The organism is Caldalkalibacillus salinus, from assembly GCF_016745835.1.
GTDB lineage: Bacteria > Bacillota > Bacilli > Caldalkalibacillales > JCM-10596 > Caldalkalibacillus_A > Caldalkalibacillus_A salinus.
In genome coordinates this window covers 80,791-106,225 of the sequence record NZ_JAERVL010000024.1, presented here as the reverse complement: position 1 = coordinate 106,225, position 25,435 = coordinate 80,791, and the positions used below count along the sequence as shown (strand labels likewise).

The 25,435-nt window shown below is 42.5% G+C and carries 28 protein-coding genes; 9 read left to right on the top strand and 19 right to left on the bottom strand.

What is annotated here, in order from left to right; all coding sequences use genetic code 11:
• Positions 1-7: 7 nt before the first annotated feature.
• From JKM87_RS13940 to JKM87_RS13930, 3 genes are all read right to left on the bottom strand, one after another.
• The gene (locus JKM87_RS13940) at positions 8-1,756 is read right to left on the bottom strand and encodes an ABC transporter ATP-binding protein (protein ID WP_272899219.1); all 1,749 of its coding nucleotides are present in this window, start codon (positions 1,754-1,756) and stop codon (positions 8-10) included.
• A 25-nt stretch (positions 1,757-1,781) separates the two neighbouring features.
• On the bottom strand, positions 1,782-2,309 hold the full coding sequence (locus tag JKM87_RS13935; RefSeq protein ID WP_202080983.1) for a DUF402 domain-containing protein: 528 nt from the start codon (positions 2,307-2,309) through the stop codon (positions 1,782-1,784).
• Between the two features lie 134 nt (positions 2,310-2,443).
• A complete protein-coding gene (locus tag JKM87_RS13930) occupies positions 2,444-3,004 on the bottom strand; it encodes a helix-turn-helix domain-containing protein (protein ID WP_202080982.1) in 561 nt (186 codons plus the stop codon).
• Between the two features lie 78 nt (positions 3,005-3,082).
• On the opposite strand from JKM87_RS13930, the gene JKM87_RS13925 reads away from it, so the two are divergent.
• Together JKM87_RS13925 and JKM87_RS13920 are read left to right on the top strand one after the other, a co-directional pair.
• Positions 3,083-3,805 (top strand): AzlC family ABC transporter permease, encoded by a 723-nt coding sequence (locus JKM87_RS13925; protein ID WP_202080981.1) that lies wholly within the window; start codon positions 3,083-3,085, stop codon positions 3,803-3,805.
• A complete protein-coding gene (locus tag JKM87_RS13920) occupies positions 3,802-4,101 on the top strand; it encodes an AzlD domain-containing protein (RefSeq protein WP_202080980.1) in 300 nt (99 codons plus the stop codon). The genes JKM87_RS13925 and JKM87_RS13920 overlap by 4 nt, the downstream gene beginning before the upstream one ends.
• Before the next feature lie 82 nt (positions 4,102-4,183).
• On the opposite strand, the gene JKM87_RS13915 is transcribed toward JKM87_RS13920, so the two are convergent.
• The 4 genes from JKM87_RS13915 to JKM87_RS13900 all read right to left on the bottom strand — a co-directional run bounded on the left by JKM87_RS13915 (position 4,184) and on the right by JKM87_RS13900 (position 7,101).
• A complete protein-coding gene (locus JKM87_RS13915) occupies positions 4,184-4,483 on the bottom strand; it encodes a gamma-type small acid-soluble spore protein (protein ID WP_202080979.1) in 300 nt (99 codons plus the stop codon).
• Between the two features lie 59 nt (positions 4,484-4,542).
• On the bottom strand, positions 4,543-5,298 hold the full coding sequence (gene fabL / locus JKM87_RS13910) for an enoyl-[acyl-carrier-protein] reductase FabL (protein ID WP_202080978.1): 756 nt from the start codon (positions 5,296-5,298) through the stop codon (positions 4,543-4,545).
• Positions 5,299-5,568: 270 nt separating this feature from the next.
• Positions 5,569-6,684: an A/G-specific adenine glycosylase gene (gene mutY / locus JKM87_RS13905; protein ID WP_202080977.1), complete on the bottom strand. Its 1,116-nt coding sequence runs from the start codon at positions 6,682-6,684 to the stop codon at positions 5,569-5,571.
• A 99-nt stretch (positions 6,685-6,783) separates the two neighbouring features.
• Entirely contained in the window at positions 6,784-7,101 is a 318-nt protein-coding gene (locus JKM87_RS13900) for a hypothetical protein (RefSeq protein ID WP_202080976.1), read from the bottom strand.
• A gap of 110 nt (positions 7,102-7,211) precedes the next feature.
• On the opposite strand from JKM87_RS13900, the gene JKM87_RS13895 reads away from it, so the two are divergent.
• A complete protein-coding gene (locus tag JKM87_RS13895) occupies positions 7,212-7,406 on the top strand; it encodes a DUF2929 family protein (RefSeq protein WP_202080975.1) in 195 nt (64 codons plus the stop codon).
• A gap of 185 nt (positions 7,407-7,591) precedes the next feature.
• Here JKM87_RS13895 and JKM87_RS13890 read toward each other — a convergent pair whose 3' ends face one another.
• The 5 genes from JKM87_RS13890 to ytxJ all read right to left on the bottom strand — a co-directional run bounded on the left by JKM87_RS13890 (position 7,592) and on the right by ytxJ (position 10,051).
• Entirely contained in the window at positions 7,592-7,774 is a 183-nt protein-coding gene (locus JKM87_RS13890) for a hypothetical protein (protein WP_202080974.1), read from the bottom strand.
• A 114-nt stretch (positions 7,775-7,888) separates the two neighbouring features.
• Complete coding sequence (locus tag JKM87_RS13885) at positions 7,889-8,830, bottom strand: TIGR01777 family oxidoreductase (protein ID WP_202080973.1); 942 nt, start codon at positions 8,828-8,830, stop codon at positions 7,889-7,891.
• A 99-nt stretch (positions 8,831-8,929) separates the two neighbouring features.
• Entirely contained in the window at positions 8,930-9,247 is a 318-nt protein-coding gene (locus tag JKM87_RS13880) for a YfhH family protein (RefSeq protein ID WP_202080972.1), read from the bottom strand.
• Between the two features lie 210 nt (positions 9,248-9,457).
• Positions 9,458-9,607 (bottom strand): 50S ribosomal protein L33, encoded by a 150-nt coding sequence (gene rpmG, locus JKM87_RS13875; protein WP_202080971.1) that lies wholly within the window; start codon positions 9,605-9,607, stop codon positions 9,458-9,460.
• Between the two features lie 96 nt (positions 9,608-9,703).
• Positions 9,704-10,051, bottom strand: a complete 348-nt coding sequence (gene ytxJ / locus JKM87_RS13870) for a bacillithiol system redox-active protein YtxJ (protein WP_336885184.1) — start codon at positions 10,049-10,051, stop codon at positions 9,704-9,706.
• 122 nt (positions 10,052-10,173) lie between these two features.
• Between ytxJ and JKM87_RS13865 the strand changes: the two genes are divergently transcribed.
• Entirely contained in the window at positions 10,174-10,998 is an 825-nt protein-coding gene (locus tag JKM87_RS13865) for a YihY/virulence factor BrkB family protein (protein ID WP_236838833.1), read from the top strand.
• A gap of 100 nt (positions 10,999-11,098) precedes the next feature.
• Here JKM87_RS13865 and JKM87_RS13860 read toward each other — a convergent pair whose 3' ends face one another.
• Positions 11,099-11,443, bottom strand: a complete 345-nt coding sequence (locus tag JKM87_RS13860; protein WP_202080969.1) for a hypothetical protein — start codon at positions 11,441-11,443, stop codon at positions 11,099-11,101.
• A gap of 195 nt (positions 11,444-11,638) precedes the next feature.
• Here JKM87_RS13860 and JKM87_RS13855 point away from each other — a divergent pair, with 195 nt between their 5' ends.
• From JKM87_RS13855 to JKM87_RS13840, 4 genes are read left to right on the top strand one after another with little or no spacing between them, the layout of a single operon-like run.
• Complete coding sequence (locus JKM87_RS13855; protein ID WP_202080968.1) at positions 11,639-13,129, top strand: spore germination protein; 1,491 nt, start codon at positions 11,639-11,641, stop codon at positions 13,127-13,129.
• Position 13,130: 1 nt separating this feature from the next.
• Positions 13,131-14,420, top strand: a complete 1,290-nt coding sequence (locus tag JKM87_RS13850; RefSeq protein WP_202080967.1) for a Ger(x)C family spore germination protein — start codon at positions 13,131-13,133, stop codon at positions 14,418-14,420.
• A gap of 5 nt (positions 14,421-14,425) precedes the next feature.
• A complete protein-coding gene (locus tag JKM87_RS13845) occupies positions 14,426-14,638 on the top strand; it encodes a hypothetical protein (protein ID WP_202080966.1) in 213 nt (70 codons plus the stop codon).
• Positions 14,639-14,662: 24 nt separating this feature from the next.
• Positions 14,663-15,763: a GerAB/ArcD/ProY family transporter gene (locus JKM87_RS13840; RefSeq protein ID WP_202080965.1), complete on the top strand. Its 1,101-nt coding sequence runs from the start codon at positions 14,663-14,665 to the stop codon at positions 15,761-15,763.
• An 80-nt stretch (positions 15,764-15,843) separates the two neighbouring features.
• Here the strand turns inward: JKM87_RS13840 and JKM87_RS13835 are convergent, their stop codons facing one another.
• Positions 15,844-16,521 (bottom strand): antibiotic biosynthesis monooxygenase family protein, encoded by a 678-nt coding sequence (locus JKM87_RS13835; RefSeq protein ID WP_202080964.1) that lies wholly within the window; start codon positions 16,519-16,521, stop codon positions 15,844-15,846.
• A 362-nt stretch (positions 16,522-16,883) separates the two neighbouring features.
• On the opposite strand from JKM87_RS13835, the gene JKM87_RS13830 reads away from it, so the two are divergent.
• Positions 16,884-18,431: a BCCT family transporter gene (locus JKM87_RS13830; protein ID WP_202080963.1), complete on the top strand. Its 1,548-nt coding sequence runs from the start codon at positions 16,884-16,886 to the stop codon at positions 18,429-18,431.
• A 212-nt stretch (positions 18,432-18,643) separates the two neighbouring features.
• Here the strand turns inward: JKM87_RS13830 and lhgO are convergent, their stop codons facing one another.
• From lhgO to JKM87_RS13805, 5 genes are all read right to left on the bottom strand, one after another.
• A complete protein-coding gene (gene lhgO / locus JKM87_RS13825; protein ID WP_202080962.1) occupies positions 18,644-19,858 on the bottom strand; it encodes an L-2-hydroxyglutarate oxidase in 1,215 nt (404 codons plus the stop codon).
• Positions 19,859-19,915: 57 nt separating this feature from the next.
• Complete coding sequence (locus tag JKM87_RS13820) at positions 19,916-21,226, bottom strand: (Fe-S)-binding protein (RefSeq protein ID WP_202080961.1); 1,311 nt, start codon at positions 21,224-21,226, stop codon at positions 19,916-19,918.
• Entirely contained in the window at positions 21,219-22,637 is a 1,419-nt protein-coding gene (locus JKM87_RS13815) for an FAD-binding oxidoreductase (RefSeq protein ID WP_202080960.1), read from the bottom strand. The genes JKM87_RS13820 and JKM87_RS13815 overlap by 8 nt, the downstream gene beginning before the upstream one ends.
• A gap of 67 nt (positions 22,638-22,704) precedes the next feature.
• Positions 22,705-23,406, bottom strand: a complete 702-nt coding sequence (locus JKM87_RS13810) for a FadR/GntR family transcriptional regulator (protein ID WP_202080959.1) — start codon at positions 23,404-23,406, stop codon at positions 22,705-22,707.
• Positions 23,407-23,428: 22 nt separating this feature from the next.
• A complete protein-coding gene (locus JKM87_RS13805) occupies positions 23,429-25,411 on the bottom strand; it encodes a TRAP transporter permease (protein ID WP_202080958.1) in 1,983 nt (660 codons plus the stop codon).
• Positions 25,412-25,435 lie beyond the last annotated feature (24 nt).

The following is a 25,435-nucleotide window of genomic DNA, read 5'->3' as shown; positions in this document are numbered from 1 at the left end:
ATTTTCTCTATTGTAACTCTTGAATTTGGAATAAATCATAGTAGGTGCCTTTACGGGACATCAGATTGTCATGCGTCCCAGTTTCTGCAATTTGGCCATTTTCTAGGACAACAATGTTGTCAGCGTGAGTAATCGTAGACAATCGATGAGCGACGATTAACGTCGTGCGATTTTTGGCCAACCTCTCTATTGAGTCTTGAATGGCTTTCTCCGATTCCAAGTCTAATGCGGATGTCGCTTCATCTAAAATTAAAATTGGTGGGTCATTTAAGAACACACGTGCAATAGAGACGCGTTGTTTTTGCCCGCCAGATAGTTTCACCCCACGCTCTCCAATCGGTGTATCATAACCTTGAGGAAGTTCCATAATAAAGTCATGCGCGTTAGCGGCTTTGGCTGCTTGAATCATTTGCTCCTCTGTCGCCTCTGGATTCCCCATCATAATATTTTCACGTATCGAATCACTGAAGAGGATAGAGTCCTGTAAAACCATCCCAATATTCTTACGTAGTGAATGGAGCTCATACTCTCTCAAATCTACTCCGTCTAGTATAATTTGGCCTGATGACACATCATAAAAACGTGGAATAAGGCTAATTAGAGAGGATTTACCGCCTCCACTCATCCCAACAAATGCAACAGTCTCCCCACTCCTAATATTGAGATTGATATTTTTCAGCACGGGTGGGTCTTCTTCACCATATGACATCTCGACGTTGTTAAACTCTAAGTGTCCTGTTACCTGTGAAGGATGCTTTGGATTGGAAACATTCTTAATATCGTAAGGTTCGTTCATCAGCTCCAACACCCTATCCATTGAAGCAATCGCTTGGGTGAGAATGGTCGATGAGTTAACCAAACGACGTAATGGTCCGTATATACGCTCTAAATACAATACGAATGCACTTAGCTCACCTGGAGATATCGTGCCCACAATGGCCTGGTACCCACCGTAAGAAATGACTAACAATGGGGCAATGTCAGTAATGGTATTCACGACAGCAAAGGTCTTAGCATTCCAGCGAGTATGGCTCAGCGCTTTATGTAGGAAATGACGATTTTTGTTCTCAAACTGTTGTTGTTCATGCGACTCAATCGCGAAGCTTTGGACGACGGGCATCCCTTGTACACGTTCGTGTAGGTGTCCCTGCATTTCTGCAAGTGCTTGAGATCTCTCCCTCGTTAGAGCTCTTAACCGTTGATAAAAATATTTGACTGAGATACCGTATAAAGGGAGCACCGCAATGGCCACAATCGTTAACCAAAAGTCTAAGAATACCATCATAAGTACAATGGCAATCATGAGCGTAACCAGGTCAAGCCACAGATTCATGAGACCAGTCATCACAAAGTTCTTCGTTTGTTCTACGTCGTGAATGACCCGTGAAATCACTTCTCCTGCTTTGTGATTGTGGTAGTAACGGATTGATAATTTCTGTAAGTGATCAAATAAACGATCTCTGATATCAAAAAGAATTTTATTACCGACCCATTGGGCAAAATATTGCCTGTAGTATTCAACAGGGTAACGGATAAAAGTGAAGATAAAAAAGGCAGCCGCCATCATCATCGCAAGCTGTCTCAGCTTTTCCTCTTGAGTTAAGTCATGATTAATAATGAGTTCGTCAACAACATATGCCAATAGCAATGGAAGTATAAGAGGTAAACCAAATTTGAGTATACCGATCCCAATGGTAGCACTTATCATTTTCCAATAAGGACGAACAAAGTGGAAATATTGCTTAATACTGTCCAATTTTAAATTCCCCTTATGTTAAGCTCTATTTGTATTGCAAGTAACGTTCATACCAACGCTCCACATAATCCGCTTCAAAAGGCCCCTTTTTCTGATGAATAAGAGATAACAGCTCGTCTAACCCTCTTTGAATTTCATACATAATCGTATCTGAATAGTTCATCTGCTTTCGATGTAAGGCATACTCATCTTCGTCTAAAATGATGTATGTCATATCAGGAAAAACTTTGACGTCTAAATCATAATCTATGTATTGAAGCGCTTGATTATGCCAACGGTATGGAGAGCCAATATTGCAATAATAATGTACACCGTCTTCCCTTAACATGCCAATGGAGTTAAACCATTGCCCCTTACCAAATGTACATATAGCTGGTTCTTTGGTACGCCACTCGTTACCGTCTGCTTCTTTGACGAGTATCCGATCATTCCCAACGATCCAGCTTGACGCCCCCCTCTGAAGTACGGTGGAACTACTCCAGATACGATGCAAAGAGCCATTATGTTTGTAGCTTTTAATTACGATATCTTGGCCCGGACGAGGATATACCATGTGACTCTCCCTTCTCTTTTATTACATCTACTGTGATCCCACACAATAAAATGATTATTATTTTATTATACTCTTTTCATGGACAAACTTCTAATCATTTTAGTACAGTACAGAAAAGCGTTCAATTATAACGCTCAATCCGGATATGAAATCATTAAATGTAGCTTGGTCGCTTGGGTGTCATGCGTGTTCTTATAAGTATGAACGACGTTGGCGGTGAAACTGATAGCCTGACCTTCACTCACTTGATACGTCTGACTTCCAACACTGAGATTTAGTGCACCCTCCATCACTGTTATATATTCTGTGACACCATCGTGGTGAGGGTCAGAGGCGTGGACACATCCGGGGGCAAGGCGTATAATAAAACATTCAAATCCTTTATCCGCATGGAAAGGGAACAATGGGAAGACTTGATACGCTCCATTTTGTTCCTGGATCGGTGTCAATTCTTCCGTTTTTACGATCTGAACACTGGGTTCAGATTCTTTGATTAGTGAGCTAAAGGATATTCGAAGACCGTTTGCTATTTTCCACAAGGTGGATACAGTCGGATTGGTTTCTCCTCTTTCAATCTGCCCTAACATAGCTTTACTTACACCTGTTTTTTGTGCCATTCTGTCCAAGCTTAATTGCCTTGCCACACGTATTTGCTTCAAGTTGGTTCCTATTCGTTTCGTTATATTCACATCCATCATCCTTTTTTGTGTACAATATAGTGATATTATTGTATAATATATCGCACAACTTCGCAAAGAAAAGGGGGAACTCGAATGACTGAGTCGCCTTCGACGAATCAGGAACAGTTTCTACTTGGGGTAAAGCATGCCATTCCTATCAGCGTAGGATATTTTTCAATTTCAATTACATTTGGTGTGCTCAGTACATCGGGCGGGCTTTCCATATTTGAAACAACAGCTATGTCGATGTGGGTGTTTGCTGGTGCCAGCCAATTTATCGCTTTAAATTTAATAGGTGTTGCTAGTGCTTTCGAGATTATATTTGCCACCTTTATACTGAATCTTCGCCATTTACTAATGAGTACAACTTTGGCAAGAAAAATAAAAGCGAGTAAAAAATCGGCTGCTGCCTTGTCATTTGGCATAACGGATGAAACATTTGCCGTTGCAACGTTGGGAAAAGAACAGCCGAGCATTCAAGGGAGTTATTTTGCTGGGGTTGCACTCGTCGCCTATCTCAGCTGGCTTATGGGCACTATCGTTGGCGCTGTTTTTGGTGAGTTTATCCCAGCTTCCATTACAAATAGTTTAGGCATTGCGCTTTATGCTATGTTCATTGCTCTACTCACACCTGCTATTAAATCATCGAGGCACCATGCTTATATCGCTGGGTTGAGCGCTTTAACCTGTACGGGTTTGTACTACATGATTCCAGCTTTATCTGATGGCTGGTCCATCGTCATCTCTACCGTCTTTGCGGCAACATTTGGGCTTAAGTTACAAGTGTATAATTTAGAGAAGGAGGAAGTGGCATGATATGGGTGATTTTTGGGATGTTTATAGTGACGTACATTCCACGTATGTTACCTATGGTTTTAACAAAGGATATTGCGTTTCCTCCATTATTAGAAAGATGGCTGCAATACATTCCATACGCAGCGTTAGGCGCTCTTATTTTTCCAGGTGTTCTAGAAGTGGATACCGAACATAAATGGATTGGATTGATTGGCGCTGTGGTAGCCTTTGGCTGTGCTTGGATGTGGAAAAGCATCTTTGTTCCATTATTCACTGCTGTTTTAACTGTCTTCCTTTTACAAACGTTTATTGTTTAACATGATGGATTTAAGACCAATAAAAAGGGAGTGATCATTGATCACTCCCCATTAAAAAGAAAAGTTAGCTGCTATACGACAATTACTGTTGGCGTTGGCCTTTTCTAGCTGCAGATTGTTGGTTTTGTTGTCTCACTTGTGCAGCGTTAGTTTCGCTTGCAAACTCAGCGTTTTGAGCTGGGTTTACTTGGCTAGCTGGACGCGCTTGAGCTCCTTGGCTTGCTGCAGACTGTTGGTTTTGTTGTCTCACTTGTGCAGCGTTAGTCTCACTTGCAAACTCAGTGTTTTGAGCTTGACCTTGTGCAGACTGTTGGTTTTGTTGTCTTACTTTTTGGATGTTAGTACCAGATTGAGTTTGGTTTTGGTTTCTTTGTTGTGCCACTCTTATCACCTCCACATGCCTTATGGTGGACTAAGTGGCTTTGATTTATGCACAATTTTTTAAGTGAGTAACGACATACCGCCATCAACAATGAGGGTCTGTCCCCTAATCATATGAGCGTCATCCGACAGTAAAAAGATGGCCGCTTTAGCTAAATCATCTGGTTCAACCATTCGTCCCGCAGGTGTTTTCTCCTGCGCTTCTGCCAGGATGTCTTCCCTATTTGGAAAATGCTTTAATGCGTCAGTATCAACAGCACCGCCAGAGACTGCATTGACCACAATATTTCTCGATGCTAATTCCACACTAAGGTAACGTGTAAGGGCTTCAAGAGCCGCTTTTGAGACGCCCACAGTCGTGTAATTCTCAAGGACGCGAATGGAACCGATACTACTAAGGCTAACGATACGACCCCCACCGTTTTTTTCCATTAATTTAGCCGCTTCTTGGGCTGCAAATAATAAGGATTTCGCATTAATGTTCATCGTCCAATCCCAGTGGTTTTCTTCAAGCTCCATAACTGGGCGTAATACACCAGAAGCTGCATTGTTAACCAAGATATCTAAGCGCCCAAAACGATCATCGATAGCTTTAAACATCTGTTTAATTTTGCTAACGTCACCTACGTTACACTTTACAACAAGGGTCTCTACTCCCTTAGCTGCTAATTCCTGTTGTGTTTCTTCGGCTGCTTTTTTATTGCGGAGATAATTAATGATGATGTTGTACCCACGGTCTGCTAGGGCTAAAGCAATTGTTTTACCTATCCCCCGACTTCCACCCGTTACTAAAGCAACTTTTTTTGTCAACTTCATACACTCCCTTTACACTAGAACTAATTTCCTATATACTTAAGTTAAGCAATTGAGATATTTAAAAACTTTTGCATATGTCAGGTACACCGTTTTACATAACGACACTATTTTCTAACGATTTTATCGTTATTTCAAAAGAGTAAATTCTAACCTTTGTTCACTCTCCACAGGTTGCGCTTTTTTAAATAAGGCGCAACCTGTGGATTTTTCTAGGTCTGACTATGTCTTAAAAAGAGGTTGCTAAATGATCATCTCGTTTGTAAGTATCATTTAAATGTTGAGTTGGTTCCTCATTTTTTGATGCGAAACCGGAAAGGCATACGTATCAAGGTCTGACAAGGGAGCCCATAGTGTTCCCTCTGGCAAAGGATGCTCCGCAAGTTGATCATGAGTAAGTACCAGATGGTATACGTCTATGTCCCAGATCAAATGCGTAAACGTATGTTGGACAGAATGACCCTTCTTTTGTGTTAAACAAGTCAGTCCATATTGTTCAAAGAGATACTTGCTTATATCTTCCTCAGCAGACTCACTCGTCCTCTCCGTGTTTGGGAACTCAAAAAGCCTTGCTAACAACCCTTCCTGTGGGCGTTGACGAATGAGTACTTTATCACCTGATGTGACCAGCGCCGCCACTAAGGTTACTCGTTTTGGTTTTTTCTTCTTTGCTTTAACCGGTAATGTATGCTCGATACCCTGTTCCTGCGCTCGACAATGTGCTCGGACTGGGCAGGTTAAGCATTGTGGTGATTTAGGCGTACACACTAAAGCCCCTAACTCCATCATGCCTTGGTTGAAGTAAGAAGCATGACCTTCTGGTATTAATTGACGGACGATACTTTCAAATCGTTTTCTCGTACGCACCTTGGCAATATCATCCTCAATGGCCAATATACGCGATAAGACTCGCATGACATTGCCATCTACCGCAGGTTCCTTTTTATCGTAAGCTATACTTAGAATCGCGCCTGCGGTGTAAGGACCTACGCCCTTTAATTTTGCGATCTCTTTGGGGTCATCAGGGACTTGTCCCCCATACGTTTCCTTCACTTCTCTCACGGCCGTTTGTAAGTTCCTCGCCCGTGAATAATAACCGAGTCCTTCCCATTGCTTAAGGACATCTTTTTCTTCAGCATTCGCTAAGCTTTCGAGCGTGGGGAACGCTGACATGAAATTTTCATAATAGGGGATCACCGTATCCACTTGAGTTTGTTGGAGCATTATTTCCGATACCCAAACCTTGTAAGGGTCTTTATCTTGACGCCACGGTAAGTCTCGCATGTTGCGTTCAAACCAATATAACAAATCTTGCTGGAATTTTTGAATAGGAAATTGATCTAAAGCACGATCAGTGACTATGTCTTCTGTTTTTCGTGTATCAACCATGGTTTTCTCCTCTCCCCATTTATAACTTTAACTTTAGGGACGCAATTGTCAACACGTCAAAGTTTATGGTTGCGTATCTGTGAGATCAATATGATGCCATTAGATCATATCTTGAAGGGTAACATTCTCAAAAGCCCACATGTTAAATTTTTTAGAACCGCCTGATATGTACGAAAAGATGTTCCGCCATGGAAAGTGAGGAGAATCAGAAGTTTGTTGCTCCTTCCATTGATGATACATCGTCAATGAAGATACTTGCATGCTCTCAACAAACAAATAAGGCTGATCAACTGCTTTTTGCCATTTGTATTGCTGAATATCATATTTTTTTATTGTATCTTGTAAATGTTGATGGATATTATAATAGGTTTTCAAATGATTAGGGTCAATTTTGTATTCGATAAAGATAGTATACAAGTTTATGCCCCTCCTTCGCTTTTTTACCATGTTACCACTTGAGTTTTGTCCACGCTTTATTTACAATGAATATGAGTAAATACAACGTGAAGGCATTCGAGGTGTAAAGTATGAATAAGATCATGTCGCTTGTGATGTCCCTGATTTTTGCTATTGTTTTGACGATGGTTGTTGGCTTTGTTATCGCCAGTATCGAGGGATATGAATACGATTTCGGTTCCGCTGTACCAATAGGCGTGGTATTAGGCTTTATCGTTTATTTCTTTGGAGCAGCCATTACGACTAGCAAGACAGAGGAAGGGTAATGCTTTCTTCCCTTGTTTAGGAAAAGTGGAATTCTTATTAAGCACGACAAACCACCGTCATAACGGTGGTTTGTTTTGTTATACGTTCATAACTTCACTTGCTCCATTCGTCTCTATGTTCATTGAGCAAGCGGCATGATGACTTAAGGACATAAAGGATCTCTCTATAAATGGTCATAACGACTTTAAGAATTTATAATGCTTTCTTTTCCTTTTGCCTTTTTAGTTGCTATTTCATACTCTTCGTGGAATTTACCGCTAGCAATATGATATATCGCCCAGCCGATAGAACCTAGGAGTACACCAATAAGGATAATCCCTATGAAAAGCATAGCAATAAATCCTGGGCTAGAAAACATGACAGACATTGGACCTCTCCTCCTTGTTCCTTTGAGTATAGCAAACCCTCTCAAGGATGTGAAAGGACATTTCTTACTTTATTTTGCTATTTTTCTATCATCAGTGGGATTGAATACGAGGCTTTATTCGTTCTCATGGTCGTTAATGTCTTTCGGGTCATTTTGTTGACTATGTTTTGGACTTTCCACACTTAATAACGCACTTTGGAGATCGGGGTACTTAAAGGTATATCCCTTGGCTTGTAATTTTGCTGGCAATACTTTTTGTCCCTTAAGGATAAGGTCGGACATTTCCCCTAGCAACAGTTGTAACATAAAGGAAGGAACAGGTAGCCAGTGCGGTTTATTTAACGCTTTGGCCAAGGTCTGCGTCAACTCTTTCATTCTCACCGGTTTAGGTGCTGTGACATTCCATACCCCTTCAACGGTTTCATCCTCAACGGTCAATGCCATGATTCGTACCACATCTTGGATGTGAACCCAAGATACCCATTGTCGACCCGTTCCTACGTTTCCTCCGACGTATAATTTCATAGGCAGCATCATTTTAGATAGTGCCCCGCCTTTTTGGCTTAAGACGAGACCGAGTCGTAATTTAACCAATCTCACACCGAGCATGGTGACTTGTTCAGCAGCCTTTTCCCAAGCTGTGCTGACCTGGGATAGGAAATCGCTTTGAGAACCGTCCTCTTCCGTGAATGTCTTGGAATGAGATGTGCCGTAATAGCCAATGGCAGAACCATTGACTAACACTTTCGGTGCAATCTTCTTTCTCTTAATCAGCTCTATGATGTGATAGGTGGTATCGACTCGACTATGCAAAATACGTTCCTTTGCTTCAGGTGTCCAACGTTGATTAATGGTCTCTCCTGCTAGATTCACAATCGCATCAACATCAAGGTGCTTTTTTGCTTCATCTAGCGGCCATTTGACTGCCTGGACACCAGATATATCCAGATCCTGTGGTTCCCTCGTCCATACCTGTACTTCATGACCTTCGTCTAATAAATGTTGGCAAAGATGTTGGCCTATAAATCCACTTCCACCTAAAATCGCAACCTTCATTATTCATCCTCCCTTGTCTCGCCTCGCATGTGATGTTCCATTCTTGTTTGTTCTATTTCTTGTCTTTTCTAAGAAGTTTATCTCAATGGTGTTTATGACCTAGCTTTGGCAATTTAGAGGTTCTAACCGTCCGATAGGAAACCCTACTTCTTCCTCATCGCCTTCCAACGTTCCCCAAGCAAATACACCGTTAAGATAACGAACGGTAAAAACACCTTTTTCTCCTGCCACCCCATAGGATTGACCCTTGTGAATCTCTTCTGGTGGCAATAGATAGGATTTAGCCATGTAGTACTTCTGCTCAAGAATGTTCGCTTCAGAGATAAATCCGGCTTGTTCTTTTTTCCTAGCCTCGCCAATCAGGCGTTGCATTTCGGCATATAATTCATCCTTAGTCATGTCACTATAACGCTGCATTGTGTGATCACCTTTTTCTTCTATTTAAAAATTCGTCAATCAACGATATTCCTTGGGGGAAGTGGGAATGGTAATATATAGTAACGTTTAAAAGCCCACAAACAAAGTCACAGATTGTTGCACTTTCAATAAGTTCCATTTGTTTACTTTTTTGTTTATATGTTTACATATATAAAAACCCGCTTGTATAAGCGGGTTGGTGTAGCCCAATTATTTCGTTTCGCGGTGAAGCGTGTGTCTCTTCAGTCTAGGGCTATATTTTTTGAGCTCAATACGCTCTGGATTTTCTCTCTTGTTCTTCGTTGTAATATAGTTTTTATCTCCTGTTTCAGTACAAGCTAAAGTAACATTTACACGCATGTCAGGTTCCTCCTTTGTTCATCTTACGTAATATATCATTTTTTTGACTTTCTGTAAAGGCAGGATCACTGATATATCTGAGTTGTTAAAAGCTGATTAACGAGCTTGTTGGACTGCAGTATCAAGTGCTTTTTCAGTGATATTCCAATGCGAATCGTGCCATACTGCTTTCTCAGATTTGACTAAAATAGCTTGAGGCGAGGCGTGTTCGACACCCAGGCCCTCAGCAACCTGGTTGGAGACAGGTCTAGATTCAATTACCTTCACATAAGTATAGACGATGTCATCACTAGTGTCTTGTTGGATATACTTTTGGTATTGACTCCACGCTTCGGCACTAATGGGACAGGTGGTACTATGTTTGAATACCCACACTTTCTTATCGTGTGATGTCTTTAAAAGATCAGTCCACTCATCTATCGTTGTTAGCTCTTGTATATGCACGATAATCCCTCCCTTTAAAATAGACGTTCACACTGTTAAGCTTTATAAATAGACCAATTTAACTTGTCATAACGTAAGTCAATATGTATAAAACTAGTATAAAGTTTTTAAGGGGTACTGTCATGAATTTTGCTTATATAAAGATATTTATTAAAGCACTAATACAACGTACACTCTCACATGATGTTCCTGATTTGGCTGCTCAATTATCTTTCTATTTCTTATTGGCACTTTTTCCTTTTTTAATCTTCACCTTTGCTTTACTGGCCTATATTCCGATCTCAACGGCTGATGTTTTAAGGTTCTTCAGTCAGTATGTACCTGAGCAGGGCATGGGCGTCATTGAACGTAATGTTGTGAGCATTTTGGAAGTTCAAAGAGGCGGCGTTCTATCCATCAGCTTTTTCATTGCCCTATGGTCAGCGTCAAACGCTAGTCACGCTGTGATGCGCGCATTGAATCACGCTTATGAAGTTGAAGATAGTCGTTCTTTCATTCACGGGCGCTTAGTCGCCATCTTATTGACTATATCGTTGATGGTTGTTATTGTCATTGCTTTACTACTTCCTGTGTTTGGTAAGATGCTTGGTGTGTTTCTTTCTCAATATATCTTGCTACCTGAAGACTTTTTGTTCATTTGGGACGTCTTTCGTTTGAGTGTCAGTTTTGGTGTCTTATTTTTAATCTTTTGTTGTTTATATTACTTTGCGCCAAATCTTAAGCTAAAAGTGCGGGATGTTTGGGTGGGTGCGCTTATGGCCACAATGGGGTGGCAACTTACTTCTCTCGCTTTTTCATTTTATATTAACAATTTCGGTAATTTTACTGCTATGTATGGCAGCCTTGGTGGTATTGTAGGGTTATTGCTGTGGTTTTTTCTCTCAGGTATGATTTTATTAGTGGGGGGGGAAATCAATGCCACGAGAAAGTGGCTTCAAAAGGGTTAACAAGAAGAAACGCACACTCGTTTAGCACTATTGCCATGATTAGCAAACTAAATTTATTTAAGCCACTGCACAGGGCAGTGGCTATTTTTGTCTTACGATACTAGCTACGCTCAATCATACTCGTCATGTCTCGGAGTGTTTCTTTAATCACTGTGGTTAAAGCGTTAAGGTTTTTCTCAATTTGAGTGAGTATCTGATTTTGCTCTTCAACGGCATCTGTATTTTCTCCAATCGCTTGGCTAACGTCACTTATTTCATTGGCCACCCATGAGAATCCGATGAGCATAGCCACAATCGTCACAGTCGCAATGGTTAAGGACACCCATACCCAGCCTCGTTTGTACCAAGGCGCTTTCTGACCTGTTTGAAAGTCATGTCCTTTCTGCCCTATCGTTTCCTTCTCATGTACCTCCGCAGACTGGACCTCTTGTGGTTCACGGTTCATCATATCAACCTCCTTATATGGGATTCATAGGATCATTCGGTCACTGTAATCTTGTATAGTCGGTACCCAAGTATGGTAATATTTTAAACTTGACTTCACAATAAAAAATTTCGCGGATAGCTCAAAAGTTAATTTGATTAGGGTTACATATTTCAAAAAGCCTGGGAAACCATATGGGAAAGGAGGTGCAGGATAGTGAGTCGTTTTGAAGCCCTAAACCAAATAAAACAAGCGCTTGAACCGAATGATGATGTTATCTTTCAATCCATTAAGTTTCAAACAGACATGGGGTACTTAGTCTATATCCCAGAGTTGGTAGATGATGCTTTGGTAAGAGAGATTCAACGCTACCTACCTCTTATCAGTCAGAATCAAAGTCAGGAAACTGATATTCGTGACGCTTTGTCCACCCAATTTGCTGTCACCTTTCTAGACAGTCATGATAACCAAGCTTATGTGAATAACGTCGTGCAGGCCTTATTTATAGGGCACACCGTTCTTATGCTACCTGAATTTAATTTAACCTGTTATTTTCAGACCGAAAAAATGGAAGGACGTCTGATTACAGAGCCTCAGGCTGAACAAATGGTTCGGGGGCCAAGAGAAGGTTTTGTCGAGAATATACATACGAACCTGATGCTGGTTCGCAAAAAATTAAAATCACCTCAATTAAAGGTACAATATCTCTCCATTGGTCGGGACACTCAAACGACGTTGGCTATTGTGTACCTTGAGGGGACAGCAAAGTCTGACATTGTAAATGAAGTACGGAAGAGATTAGAGTCAATAGATGTTGATGGTGTCGTGAGCAGTCGCGAGATAGAAGAAATGATACAAGACCATCCTTTTTCTCCTTTTCCTACAATGATGAACACTGAGCGTCCAGACAGTGTTGTGTCCTCGCTCTTAGAAGGGAAAGTGGCCATTATGACGGATGGCTCTCCATTTACAATTATGGGCCCTACTGTGTTTTTTGAATTCTTCTCAACGAGCCAAGATTACTACAATCAATCCTTCTCTAGTACGTGCATGAGGCTGCTCCGAATCCTAGGGCTGTTTGTTGCTGTCTCAATACCTGCATTTTATATTGCCCTTATAGCCGTACATCAAGACTTGTTGCAGACCCCTTTCTTATTACAAATCGCAGCCAGGCGAATAGACCTCCCTTATCCTGTATCAGTCGAAACATTCTTTATGATATTGACTTTCGAGCTCATACGTTCAGCAGGTACACGCATGCCCGCTTCTATTGGCAATACGCTTGGTCCTATTATTGGTCTCGTTTTAATTGGCTTTGCCGGTATATACGGCGGGCTAGTTGGACCTCTCACTGTCGTTGTCGTCGGAGTTGCCGGTATAACATTTTATATTTTACCTAACTACACGTTTAGACAGAGCATTCGCTTTTTGAATATCCCTTTTATTTTGGTTGCAAGTGTATTTGGTTTTATGGGCATATTGGTCGCATGGCTATTTATCTTGATTCATTTGATCAGTTTACGTTCGTTTGGGACTCCTTACATGACACCTTTAAGTCCAACACGAAAAGAGGGTTGGAAAGACTTATTTGTACGCGCACCAAAATGGGCGATTAATACAAGGTTACCAGGTGTCTCTAATGGGGGGACGAAAAGAGCTAACGCCTCGAAGACAACACCTCCTAAAAACCCTGAGGAGGGACATTAATATGAACGTTTACTTAACACGAAGCGCTTATAAAAGAATAGCGAGCCTGTTATGTCTTACAGCACTCATCATGTTTTTGAGCGGGTGCTGGAGCAACCATGATGTGAATAAGTTAACCGTCATTAATGCCATGGGGATAGACAGAACTGAAGATGGGCAATATGAAATCACCATTTTTACGATTGTACCTGATGCTTTATATCATTCTCAGATCTCTGATGGTGACAGCCAGGAAAAAAAACCTTATATCGTTGCCAGTTCACAAGGGGCAAGTATCTATGATGCGCTCGATAAACTTAGCACAGTATTCGCTAAACGTAAGTATTTTGGTCACTTGCAAGTCATCGTGATTGGAAACACCGTTGCTGAAAATAATATAGAGCCTATACTTGATATACTCAGACGTCATGATGAGTTTAGATTGAACACGAGGATGCTTTTTACTCAAGGTAGAGCGAGGGATATACTGACCACAGTACCCATGTTGGAGAATAGCCTTGGGGCAGAGATTTTCACTATAACAGAGTACTCTCGGTTAACCACTAACCCAGTCGTTCGCGATGCTGCTAAATTCGCACACGCACTATCCAATGACACAATGGATCCGATATCAGGCCAAATTAGCTTAACGACTGAGGATAACACAGATATTGTTCAGTTATCCCGTGAGACAGAAGATATTAAAAAGGACAACCACCCAAACGAAGAAGCGCTTGATCGTAATATGGAATCGGTTGGGCTCAACCTAGGCGGTTCCGCTGTATTTAAGGACAATCGACTAATAGGGTGGTTAGACCAAGATGAAACTCGTGCGCTTGCATGGATTGCTGGAGATATTGATAAGGCGGTCCTCACTACACCATGCTCCAATTCTGATGAAGGTACACTTACCATTGAAGTTTCGGAGGTACGCACAGAAAAAAAACCCATTTATCACTCTAACGGCCTTGAAATGGAAGTAAATATCACCTTCGAAGGTAATATACGAGACATCACGTGCCCTGGGGAGGTCTTAACCACTGAACGACTTGCAGATCTTCGACAACAGATTGAACAGGATGTGGAGAGAGAGATTACGGCAGTACTACAAAAGGTGCAAAAAGAGTGGCAGGCTGATCCTTTTGGTTTTGGGCGAAGTATTTATCAGCACGATCCAGAAGTGTGGAGGGAATTGGAACCCCATTGGCGAGAGGGACTTTTAAAAGAATTAAGGGTGCATTTAAATATCGATGCTAACATTGATGAAATTGGGCTCATTTATGACCCGTCAAAAGCGAACGAAAGTAGGTAATGTTAATGAAGCTTTTCCTTGCGATACTGTTTCTCGTACTCTTGGCAGCATCCCTTGCTTATCAGATATACGCGCTAGATCATCAACGGGATAAAAAAGTGTTCGTTTTACAAGCTATTATGACCACCCTGGCTTACTTAGGTATCGTCATGGTGATATACGGTATAGAAATTGTATCTATTGCCAAGATCCTGCACATCCTAATCCCATGGACATAAAGATTCTCAATTGGAGGACCTAACATGATTGAAAAGGGTAGAATTAGCAATATACAAACAGGTATGTTAGCCGTCACATCTCTAACCATAATAGGACACTTAATATTATTGACGGTTGTGATTAATCAAAGTCAACAAGACGGGTGGATTGCTGCCATTTTAGGCACCATTTTAGGTTTGATTGGTGTGGTCGCTATTACTAAATTGTCTCAACATTTTCCTGGAGTGACCTTAATAGAAATTCTGTTTAAACATTTCGGTACGCTAGGTAAATTCATTGGCGTTTTGTACCTTGTCTACTTCTATATCATGGTCATCTTAGGTGTACGGTTATTTGGGGAAGCTTATAGGATGATGATGTTTGAGACACCTTTATGGGCATTTACACTTGTCATTGTTTTGCTTACAACATATCTTGTCTTTATTGGCTTAGAGACCCTGGCTAGAACCAATCAGATCGTTCTCCCCATTATCGTGTTTATTGCCATTATTGTCGTTTTGTTAACAATGGGCAATAAAGATTATTCCAATCTTCTACCCGTTTTTGGTCAAGGATTTCCCCCTATAGGGGTCGGTGCCATCTCTGTCATGGCTTGGTTTGGAGAATTTGTGATTTTAGGCATGATTCTCCCTTATGTTCAACGTCCTCAAAAAATATTAAAAACAAACATATTCGCAGCGGTGATTGTCCTCATTTTCTTTTTAGGACCTATAACAGGCCCGATTGCCATGTTTGGACCACAAGAGGCAGCGAGACTTCCTTTTCCAACTTTTTCAGCTGTTCGTTATATTAACGCAGGTGAAATCATTAATCGTTTTGATGCCATAGCCGCTATATTTTGGACCGTAGGACTGATGGTACGCGTGTCCGTTTTTTACTATGGGTTAATCCTAGGAACAGCTCAGGCCTTTAATCTTAGATCTTATCGCTCATTAATCATTCCCTTCGCCTGGTTGATCGCAGTAGGCGCTTTGCTATTCATTCGTGACTTCATGGAGCTGACAGAGTTTATGTTCGAAACGTATATTCCGCTTAATATCTTGATGGGGATCGCCCTTCCCGTCATCCTTGTCCTATTTGCTAGGAGACTTAAGAAGAAGTCTCCACAGACGAAACAAAGTTAATTAACAACAGGCAAATAAAAAAGGATGGTGAGAGCATCACCATCCTTTCTTAATTTGAGCGTATTAAATGTGACAAAGGTTTAATGTACGGGGCATCCCCTCGGTATATCTTTCTTTTCAAGTATTAAGAAACGATTGTGAGTCACCGTTGCCGTATCCTGTAGCTTTTTGTGAAGCTGTGAATGCTCCCACTCAGCGCATGCTGCCGTATGAGGCCAGTATGTGAGAACAACGTATTGGCTCTGTTCTTTTTGCGGTGCGGAGTAGCTCACCTTCGTAAGTAGAAAAGGTTGGTCAAGTGTTTCGTTTCCTGTTTCGTAAGGTAGCATATTTGGATGCTGAGCGGATTCTCTTTCAAGTTCAGCTAATAACTTCTGCTCTAATGCGTGGTCCGACTCGTTCGTAATTGAATGGGGAACAATGCTCGTCTCAAGGAGGACCTTTCCTTCCGCTTGCTCTCCATGATGGAGTGCTTTGCCACGCCGTATGTAGAAGGATGAAAAGTATTTCATTTTACCCTCTTCCTGAAGCTGTTTATGGTAGCCCTCCCGTGCCCACTGATCCATTTCTTCTAAAGTTGAAAACTTGGCATAATTATCATAACGTATAGACGCTTGATCGTTAAGCACATTCAATGCTTTTAAGCTAATAAAACCTGGCTGAGAAGCCGCAACCTCCATCACCTTTTCATAGCTTTCTTTGAATTCATCGGCATACTCGGGACGTATGGTGACCCCCATCTCACTGACAAAACACATGTCCATTGTCCTCCTTTTATGTTTGTTCACGATCGTTATTATCATTATTTCCTTACTCGGACACGTGCATACGGAACGCCTTGTAAATACGAATGGCCCCTATATGTCTTGTTTGAATGTCATGAGGTCATGAGGTCTGAGGACAGTTTTTTACAATATAGCCTTATCAGACGACTGGTGCCCACAAATTAGTGATTTTGCCACGCTGGTTCAAATGTTATAATTGATGCTTATTGTCTTCAGGTAGGTCTACATCCTATCGGTGAAGTCGTATATTTATAACAATGTACCTTTATGAACACACTAGGAGTAGACACAACCTTAGAGATATGCGCTCAACTCATGCTTAGGAGGTTTCATTTGTGAAGTTAACTCAAAAATTAGATTGGCCTGTGTTTATTATTAGTGGCGGGCTACTGTTCCTGTTTGTCATACTTTCTTTTATCAACAGTGACACACAGCTCGTCTCTCAATGGGTCGATGAATCTTTTGCTTTCTCGGTTTCTTATTTTGGTGCTTTCTGGCAGGTTCTCATGCTAGCCACCTTCATCATTGCCATCGTGCTTGCTTTCTCCCGCTTAGGGAAGGTACGCTTAGGCAACATAGACAAACCGGAAATCAGCACTTTTAGATGGATTGCTATCATTATGTGTACTTTACTGGCTGGTGGTGGTGTCTTTTGGGCTGCAGCAGAGCCGATGTACCACTTCATGTCCACTCCCCCTATGTTCCCCGGTATAGAAAGCGGAACGTCTGAGGCTATTGCGCCTGCCTTAGCTCAATCTTTCCTAGATTGGGGATTCTCAGCGTGGGCCATTTTAGGCACGTTAAGTACGATTATATTGATGTATGGACATTACCACAAAGGGTTACCCTTAAAGCCTAGAACGTTACTTCACCCTATATTTGGGGATAAAATTCTTCAGAAAAGCGTCGTTGGTACGCTCGTAGACGCCTTTTCTATTATAGCTGTAGCTGCGGGGACGATTGGCCCAATTGGATTTCTAGGTTTACAAGCGGCTTATGGTCTTGAGTTTCTGTTCGACGTTCCAAACGTCTTTACCACACATATCATCATTATTGGAGTGCTTGTGACCATCGCTTCCATATCAGCCGTCACAGGTATTCACCGTGGCATTCAGTTACTAAGTCGTTGGAATATCATTTTAACCCTCGTCTTAGTGGGGCTCATCTTGTTCATTGGGCCGGGGCGATTCATCATTGACAACTTCATCGGTTCATATGCCGTTTATATTGAAAATTTCTTGTCTCTTAGTCTATATAGAGCAGCACCTGATTGGCTAGGATGGTGGACCGTATTCTTCTGGGGTTGGTTTATTGGTTATGCTCCGATGATGGCTATTTTCGTGAGTCGTATATCTAGAGGGCGTACATTAAGAGAAATAGTCTTGGCTGTTGCGATTATAGCACCGATCGTGACAAACTTCTGGTTTACAGTTGTGGGAGGCTCAGGGATACACTTTGAGCTGCAAAACAATGGTGTGATATCAGGTCCATTGGAGGATGGTGGATTACCGGCTACCATGATGGCTATTACGCAACAGTTGCCAATGCCACTTCTGATGTCTGTGGCCTTTCTTATTGTCACGATCGTCTTTGTCGCTACGACAACGGACTCAATGTCCTATACCATTTCTGTCGCGATGACGGGAGAAGGTGATCCCGCTAGCAGCCTTCGTGTGTTTTGGGCAGTCATAATGGGGAGTGCTGCTGCAGCCCTACTATTATTAGGCGAAGGCAGTATTACAGCCATACAAAACTTTATTGTGGTCACAGCAGTCCCTGTTTCCATTATCCTACTTCCTACTCTATGGTTAGCCCCGCAGGTCGCCAAACAGTTGGCACATGAACAGGAACAGGGTGGTACTAAGGAAACAAGTATTAATTAAAGAAAGCAAAGCTAAAAGCGCAGATACTGACACCCTTTCTATATTTTTAAGAAGGGTGGTCAACGTCTGCGCTTCTTTTTTTATATCATTTTATAACCCTTTAGTTTTATTTAGGTCACCTTTTAAAAGCGAGATATTTCTTTTCGGAGCATCCTTTACGCAGTAAAAGATGCAGGAAAAAAGGAAATCGTAGAGGTCATAGTGGTATGCCATTAGCTTGCAGATACTGACTTAAGATGCGGTTGGGCAGGCATTTTTTGTACCACTGCTTTTCCAATCTCTAACGATGCGGTTGCCGCCGGTGAAGGGGCGTTACACACGTGGATACTTCTTTTACCCTCAACGATATGAAAGTCATCTACCAGTTGTCCATCCTTCTTGAGCGCTTGTGCACGAACCCCACTCGGTCCTGATATGAGATCCTCTTCTGTCATTTCAGGTATCAAAGACTGCAAGCTTTGCACAAACTTCTTCTTACTAAACGAACGGACCATCTCTTCTAACCCTTCTCGCGTATACTTACGGGCTAACTTCCAGAAGCCCTTATACCCGAGAACATCGGTTAGGTCCCTAAGATCAATATCTGTTTTTCTGTACCCCTCCCGCTTAAAGCTTAAGACAGCGTTAGGGCCGGCCTCTACTTCTCCACCGATCATCCTTGTAAAATGCACACCGAGAAACGGGAAGTCTGGATTAGGTACAGGGTATATGAGATTCTTAACGAGATGTCTCTTTTCAGGTATTAATTTATAGTATTCCCCTCTAAAAGGAATGATTTTTACATCTAATGATACTCCTGTGAGTTGGGCAATACGATCACTTTGTAAGCCTGCACAATTAATCAGTACATGTGTACGATAAGAGGTGTGCTTCGTTTCCACGTGTACGTCTTGGTCTGTTTCCTCGATGTTTTGCACTTCCTCTCCTAGACTAATTGTGCCCCCTTTTTGCTTAATGATATGGGCATACGCCTCTGCTACTTGCTGATAATTGACGATACCTGCTGTAGGGACGTGAATAGCTCCCAATCCTCTAACATGAGGCTCAATCTCTTTCAATTCCTCTGTCCCGATCTTTTCAATAGATAAACCGTTTTGACGCCCTCTATCGTAAAGCTCTGACATGATGCTTAGTTCTTCTTCTTTCGTCGCCACAATCACTTTTCCGCAGATATCATGTTCGATTTTGTGCCGTTGACAAAACTCAATCATCGCTTGACTTCCTCTTCGAGCATACTTCGCTTTAAGGCTTCCTGGCTGATAATATATTCCGGAATGGATGACACCACTATTATGGCCTGTTTGGTGATAGCCTAATTGTTTTTCTTTTTCAATGATCGTCACCTTCGCCTCCGGGTATTTCTCATAGATGGCCATCCCGACAGATAAACCCACGATGCCGCCACCAATGATGATAAAATCACTCAAAGGGCTCCACTCCTTTCTCTGTCAAATCTCGACCGTTTCAATACTGTTTTTGTTCCCTTAGTGTAAATCACAAGCCTCGGCTAGGAGCTCTACAAGATGAACGACTTGTATATCCTTAGACTTGTCATCACGCTCGACCCCTAATGTCATTTGTAAATGACAGCCTGGATTGGTGGTTACGATGATATTCGGCGTGCACTGCTGAACATTTTTCATTTTTTCATCTAAAATATCCATCGCCGCCTCATAATGAATCAAATTATAAATGCCTGCTGAGCCGCAACACATCTCTTTCTCAGGCATTTCCTGGTACTGTATGCCTGGGATGGACTGCAATAATTGAAGCGGTTCCTGGACCCGCTTCTGTACGTTGGACATATGACACGAAGGTTGGTATGTGACGGTCTTGTTAATCCTCTTTTTAAAAGGCAAACGGAGCTGACCTAAAATCACACTGATGTCGACATTTTTGTCTACAAACGCTTTCGCTCTCTCACACCATTCCGATTCATCTTTTAACAACTCATCATATTCAACCAATGCCGCCCCGCAACCTCCAATGCTGTTCACGATATAATCGAAATCATATGACTCAAATGCCTCAATATTTCTTTTAGCTAACGCTTTAGCTTGTTCACCCTCACCACTATGATGTTGCAAGGCTCCGCAACACGTTTGTTCATGTATCACTTCCACTTCACACCCCGCTTGTTGCAAAAGCTTCATACTTAAGGTGTTAATCTGTGTAAATACGGTATCCATGATACATCCTGTAAAAAAGCCCACTTTATACGCTCTTTTTCCTTTAGGGTGGAGTTTCTTTGGTCGCTTTGCTGGGCTTGACCCAGTATCAACCTGTGGTGTGATACGTTCAAATGTAGCGAGGCTTTCGGGCAACATCTTTGGTAAAAGACCCGTCTGACGGGCTAGAGACTGTATCCCTAATCGTTGGTAGGCGTACAGTCCTGTTCTCAATACGCCCATGGCAGTAGCGTTCGGTAAGACTTGCTTAAACATTGCATGGCTTAACCATTTTGTCATACCACCCATACTTTTATTCTTTTCCTTCTGTATGGCCTCTTTGGCAGAGTTTAATATCGTACCGTACTGAACATTCGTTGGACAAGCTGTCTCACAAGCTCGGCAGCCTAAACATAAATCAATCGGTTCTTGTAACTGAGAAAGAGAGACTTTACCTTCTGCAGCCATCTTCACCAGGTTAATACGACCTCTCGGAGAGTGTGTTTCTTTTCGCATCGTTTGGTAGGTTGGACATGCGGGCAGACAGTAGCCACACTGCACGCAATCAAATGTTTCTTCATAGGCGAGTGATGTATGCCCTGTCTCTGTGTGTGTTTTATTATTCATCACGCAACACTAATTTCTGTCCCGGTTCGGGAAAAATTTTACCCGGGTTTAAGATGTTATTGGGGTCCCAGCTTTGCTTAATTCTCTTCATCATGTCCAACCCTACCTTTCCCAGCTCCAATTCCATAAACGGGGCTTTCATCGTTCCGATACCATGCTCACCTGATAAAGTACCACCCAGTGCAACAGCCGCTTCAAAAATCTCGCCAACCGCTTGTTCAACGCGTTGCATCTCTTCATTATCTCTCTTATCGGCAATGATATTGGGGTGTAAATTACCATCACCCGCATGCCCAAAGACAACGAGGTCTACCTGGTATTTCTCTTTGATTTCTTTTAAGCGCCGGAACATATCGGGGATTTTACTTCGTGGCACGGTCGCATCCTCCGATATCTTGGTCGGTTTCACACGTACGATCGCTGGCGATACGAGCTTTCTCGCCCGCCACAATTCTTGTGCTTCTTCTGTATCGTTTGCTATCTTTGTTTGTCGTGCCCCCACTTCCTGACATAAGGTTTGTACCTGTGTCATTTCCTCTGCAATCGCTTGTGGGTGTCCATCTAATTCAATGAGTAGCAGTGCCTCAACGTCAGTGGGTAATCCCAGAGGTTCATATTCCTCAACAGCCACAATAGAAGCCTGGTCCATCAGCTCCATCTTGGCCGGGATGATACCGGCACTTAGAATTTTAGATATGGCAGTTCCTGAATCGACAATGTCCTCAAACATAGCCATCAGCGTTTGTGAAGCTGGAGGTTGAGGCATCAAACGTAAAGTCGCTTCTGTGATCACGCCTAGCGTGCCTTCTGAACCTACGATAAGTTTAGTCAAATCGTAGCCGGTCACATTTTTGACTGTTTTTCCGCCTGTACGAATAATCTCTCCCTCAGGTGTGACAACCTCTAGCCCTATGACATAATCCTTGGTCACACCATACTTGAGTCCCTTAGGTCCTCCAGCATTTTCAGCAAGATTGCCTGCGATGGTGGATACATGGGAGCTAGAGGGATCTGGGGGGTACATCAACCCATATTCTTGAGCCGCTTGATTAATATGAGCCGTTAACACACCGGGAGAGACCACAGCCAGCATATTGTCAGTGTCAATGTCTAAGGTCTGATTCCACTGCGCTACATCAAGAACAATGCCACCTTTCACCGGTAGAGGCCCCCCGCTTAAACTAGTGCCTTGTCCTCTGGGGTACACGGGAATAAGGTGTTGATTTGCTATTTTCATAACCTGAGCCACTTCTTGCGCGGACTTGGGTTGAACCACGACGTCGGGCAGATATACACCGAATGAAGCATCAAAGGCGTAGCTATAGCGGTCTGCCTCATCCGTTAATACTCGCTCTGGTTCCGATATAATGGAATGGAGCTCATTAATCACCGTTGTTGTAATCACTTTCATAAAATACCACTCCATATACTTACACACACACTTTATGTGTGTACTTGATATCTTCGCTTCTACTCCTTTACTGAGAGATACTCGTATCCCCCAGTTTGAGACGTACCACTGTGAGATGATGCTTCATCGCTTTGCGTGCTTTATCCGTATCTCGTTCTTTTATCGCTTCATAGATCGCTTCATGTTCCTTGACTACTTCTTCTCTTTTTCTAGGTATGCCAAGATTTTTCTTCAAGGAAAAGCTGAGTGCTTTCCGATGTAAGTCTGCTAAATGATCTATGGTTTGGACCAAAAATGGATTATACGAAGCTTTGACGATGACACGATGAAACTCAAAGTCTGCATGATAGCCAATGTTGTGCTCATCGTGAATCGTTTGCCGAAAAGCCTCTAATGCACTTTGAAGTTGATATAAATCTTCCGCCTGATAGCGTTGTGCCGCTAGCGCTGCTGCTTCTGTCTCGATGATCATGCGCATCTCTAGCAATTGGTGTACTTCTTGTATTTCAACCATCTCAAACGTGACTTTCTCAAGCATATTAACAAGATTGATCTCTCTCACCCAACTGCCCCCGCCCTGCCGTGATTCTATTAAACCACTGGCAGCTAATACACTCAGAGCCTCCCTGATAGGTGAACGGCTTACCCCAAACATCTTAGCCAATTCCATTTCAGAGGGGAGTTTGCTATTTGGCGGCAGGGTCCCATTTTTGATCATTTTGACAAGCTCTTCATATACTTGATGCGATACCTTTTTCCTTACAATCATATGTCATTGTTCGCCCCCCTACTTAAGATGACGTTTCAGTTGTCATTGCGCTATCGTCTATATCCGTTTTTCGCTTTGTGCTCATCCAGTGAATAAGGAGTAACACACCTGTGATAGCGAAACCTGTCATATCCGTCATCAGTCCTGGTTTAATGAGTAAAAAAGACCCTGATGCAAAGCCGATTCTCTCATAGATGAACAGTGTTCTAGAAAGGTAATTATTGACCGCAACACATAGGGCAAATACCCCTATTAACCCTGTCACAAGCGTTAATATCACTTCAACTGGGGAAGCTGAACCCCCTGATTCAGACTGCATGACCATCACTGGATTATAAGCGATCATAAACGGAATGATGAAACCTGGTAACGTTAACCTTAGTGCTGTCCATGATGTTTTCATGGCGTCAGCTCCAGCTATACCAGCCGCCGTATAAGACGCTAATGCCACAGGCGGTGTAATATTAGACAGTACGCCGAACCAAAAAACGAAGAAGTGAGCAGCAACAGGATGAATATCTGCTTCGATTAGTGCTGGTGCTGCTGTCACAGCAACGACGATGTATAACGCCGTTGACGGTAAACCCATACTTAGGACAATACAGGTGAGCATGACGAGCAGGAGGATAACAAACTTGACGCCACCTGAGAGAGCCAAGACATTATAAGCGATCGCTGAACCTAATCCCGTCATTGTCACGACAGCAATGATAATACCGATGGAGGCACAGGCTATCCCAACTTGTATCGTTCCTTTGGCTCCATCTACTAACGCTTGCCACGCCTTCGATAAGGTTATGCGATTGTCTTTGTTCTTGGTTAACCAACTTGCGACAATCACTGAAACGATACCCGCAAACCCAGCATAAAGCGGGGTTCTCCCCATCAGAAGCGATCCAATGACAATCATAATCGGGAGAAGAAGCATGCCCCTTTCCTTAAGGACCTCCCATACCTGAGGGATAGATTCCTTACTCATACCCTTCAGACCTTGCTTCTTCGCTTCTAAGTCAATACTAATCATCAAGGAAACGTAGTACAGAATAGTCGGAATAATCGCTGCTAAAATAACAACTAAGTACGATATACCCAAAAATCCAGCCATAATAAAAGCGGCTGCCCCCATAATCGGAGGCATCATCATTCCCCCAGTTGAAGCGGCTGCCTCTACCGCACCAGCAAAGCGAGGTTTCAATCCAATGCCTTTCATTAAAGGGATGGTAAAACTCCCCGTTGTGGCTACGTTCGCGACAGCACTCCCATTCAAGGACCCTGTTAAAGAACTAGATAACACGGCAACTTGAGCAGGCCCTCCTCGTCTTTGTCCTGCAATGGCAATCGCTAAGTCATTAAATAATCTTGAAGCCCCACTCGCCCCTAAAAAAGCACCGAACAAAATAAAGAGCACAATATAGGTAGAGGCAATGGAAAGCGTCAACCCGAAGACACCTTCTGTGGTCATATACATGCGATACAATAGTCTCTCAATCGAGAATCCTGCATGCGCAAACATACTTGGAAGATAAGGACCAAACAACGCGTATAGTATGGCCAGGACACTAAGAACAGGGATGAAAAAACCGATTGAACGCCGTGCCGCTTCTATCAGGAGTAGGATAGTGATCACTGCAAAAATATAGTCTCTGGTCATCCCCTGGGACATCTGCTCACCGTGAATTGTAGAATAAAAGTATAAAATATAGCCTACGCCAATAAGCCCTAAGCTTAATAATCCCAGATCAAAGATGTTAAACTTATCTCTTGACCCTCTCTTGGTTGCTGGATAAAGCAGAAAGGTGAGCATGAACAGCATACCTAGGAAAGCAGCGTTACGATAAATCTCCTGAATGTTCGTAAACGCATTGACATAGATAGAGAAGACTGATAATGCGACAGCCATGAAAGCCAACATATGTCCCTGCTTACCCGTGAGGTGACGCATGCCCCCTCCCGCTTCTTTGTCTAACTGCACGTCAGCCTGAGCGCCATCTCTCTGACTATTCATCATCGTGACCTCCTCTCAACAAGC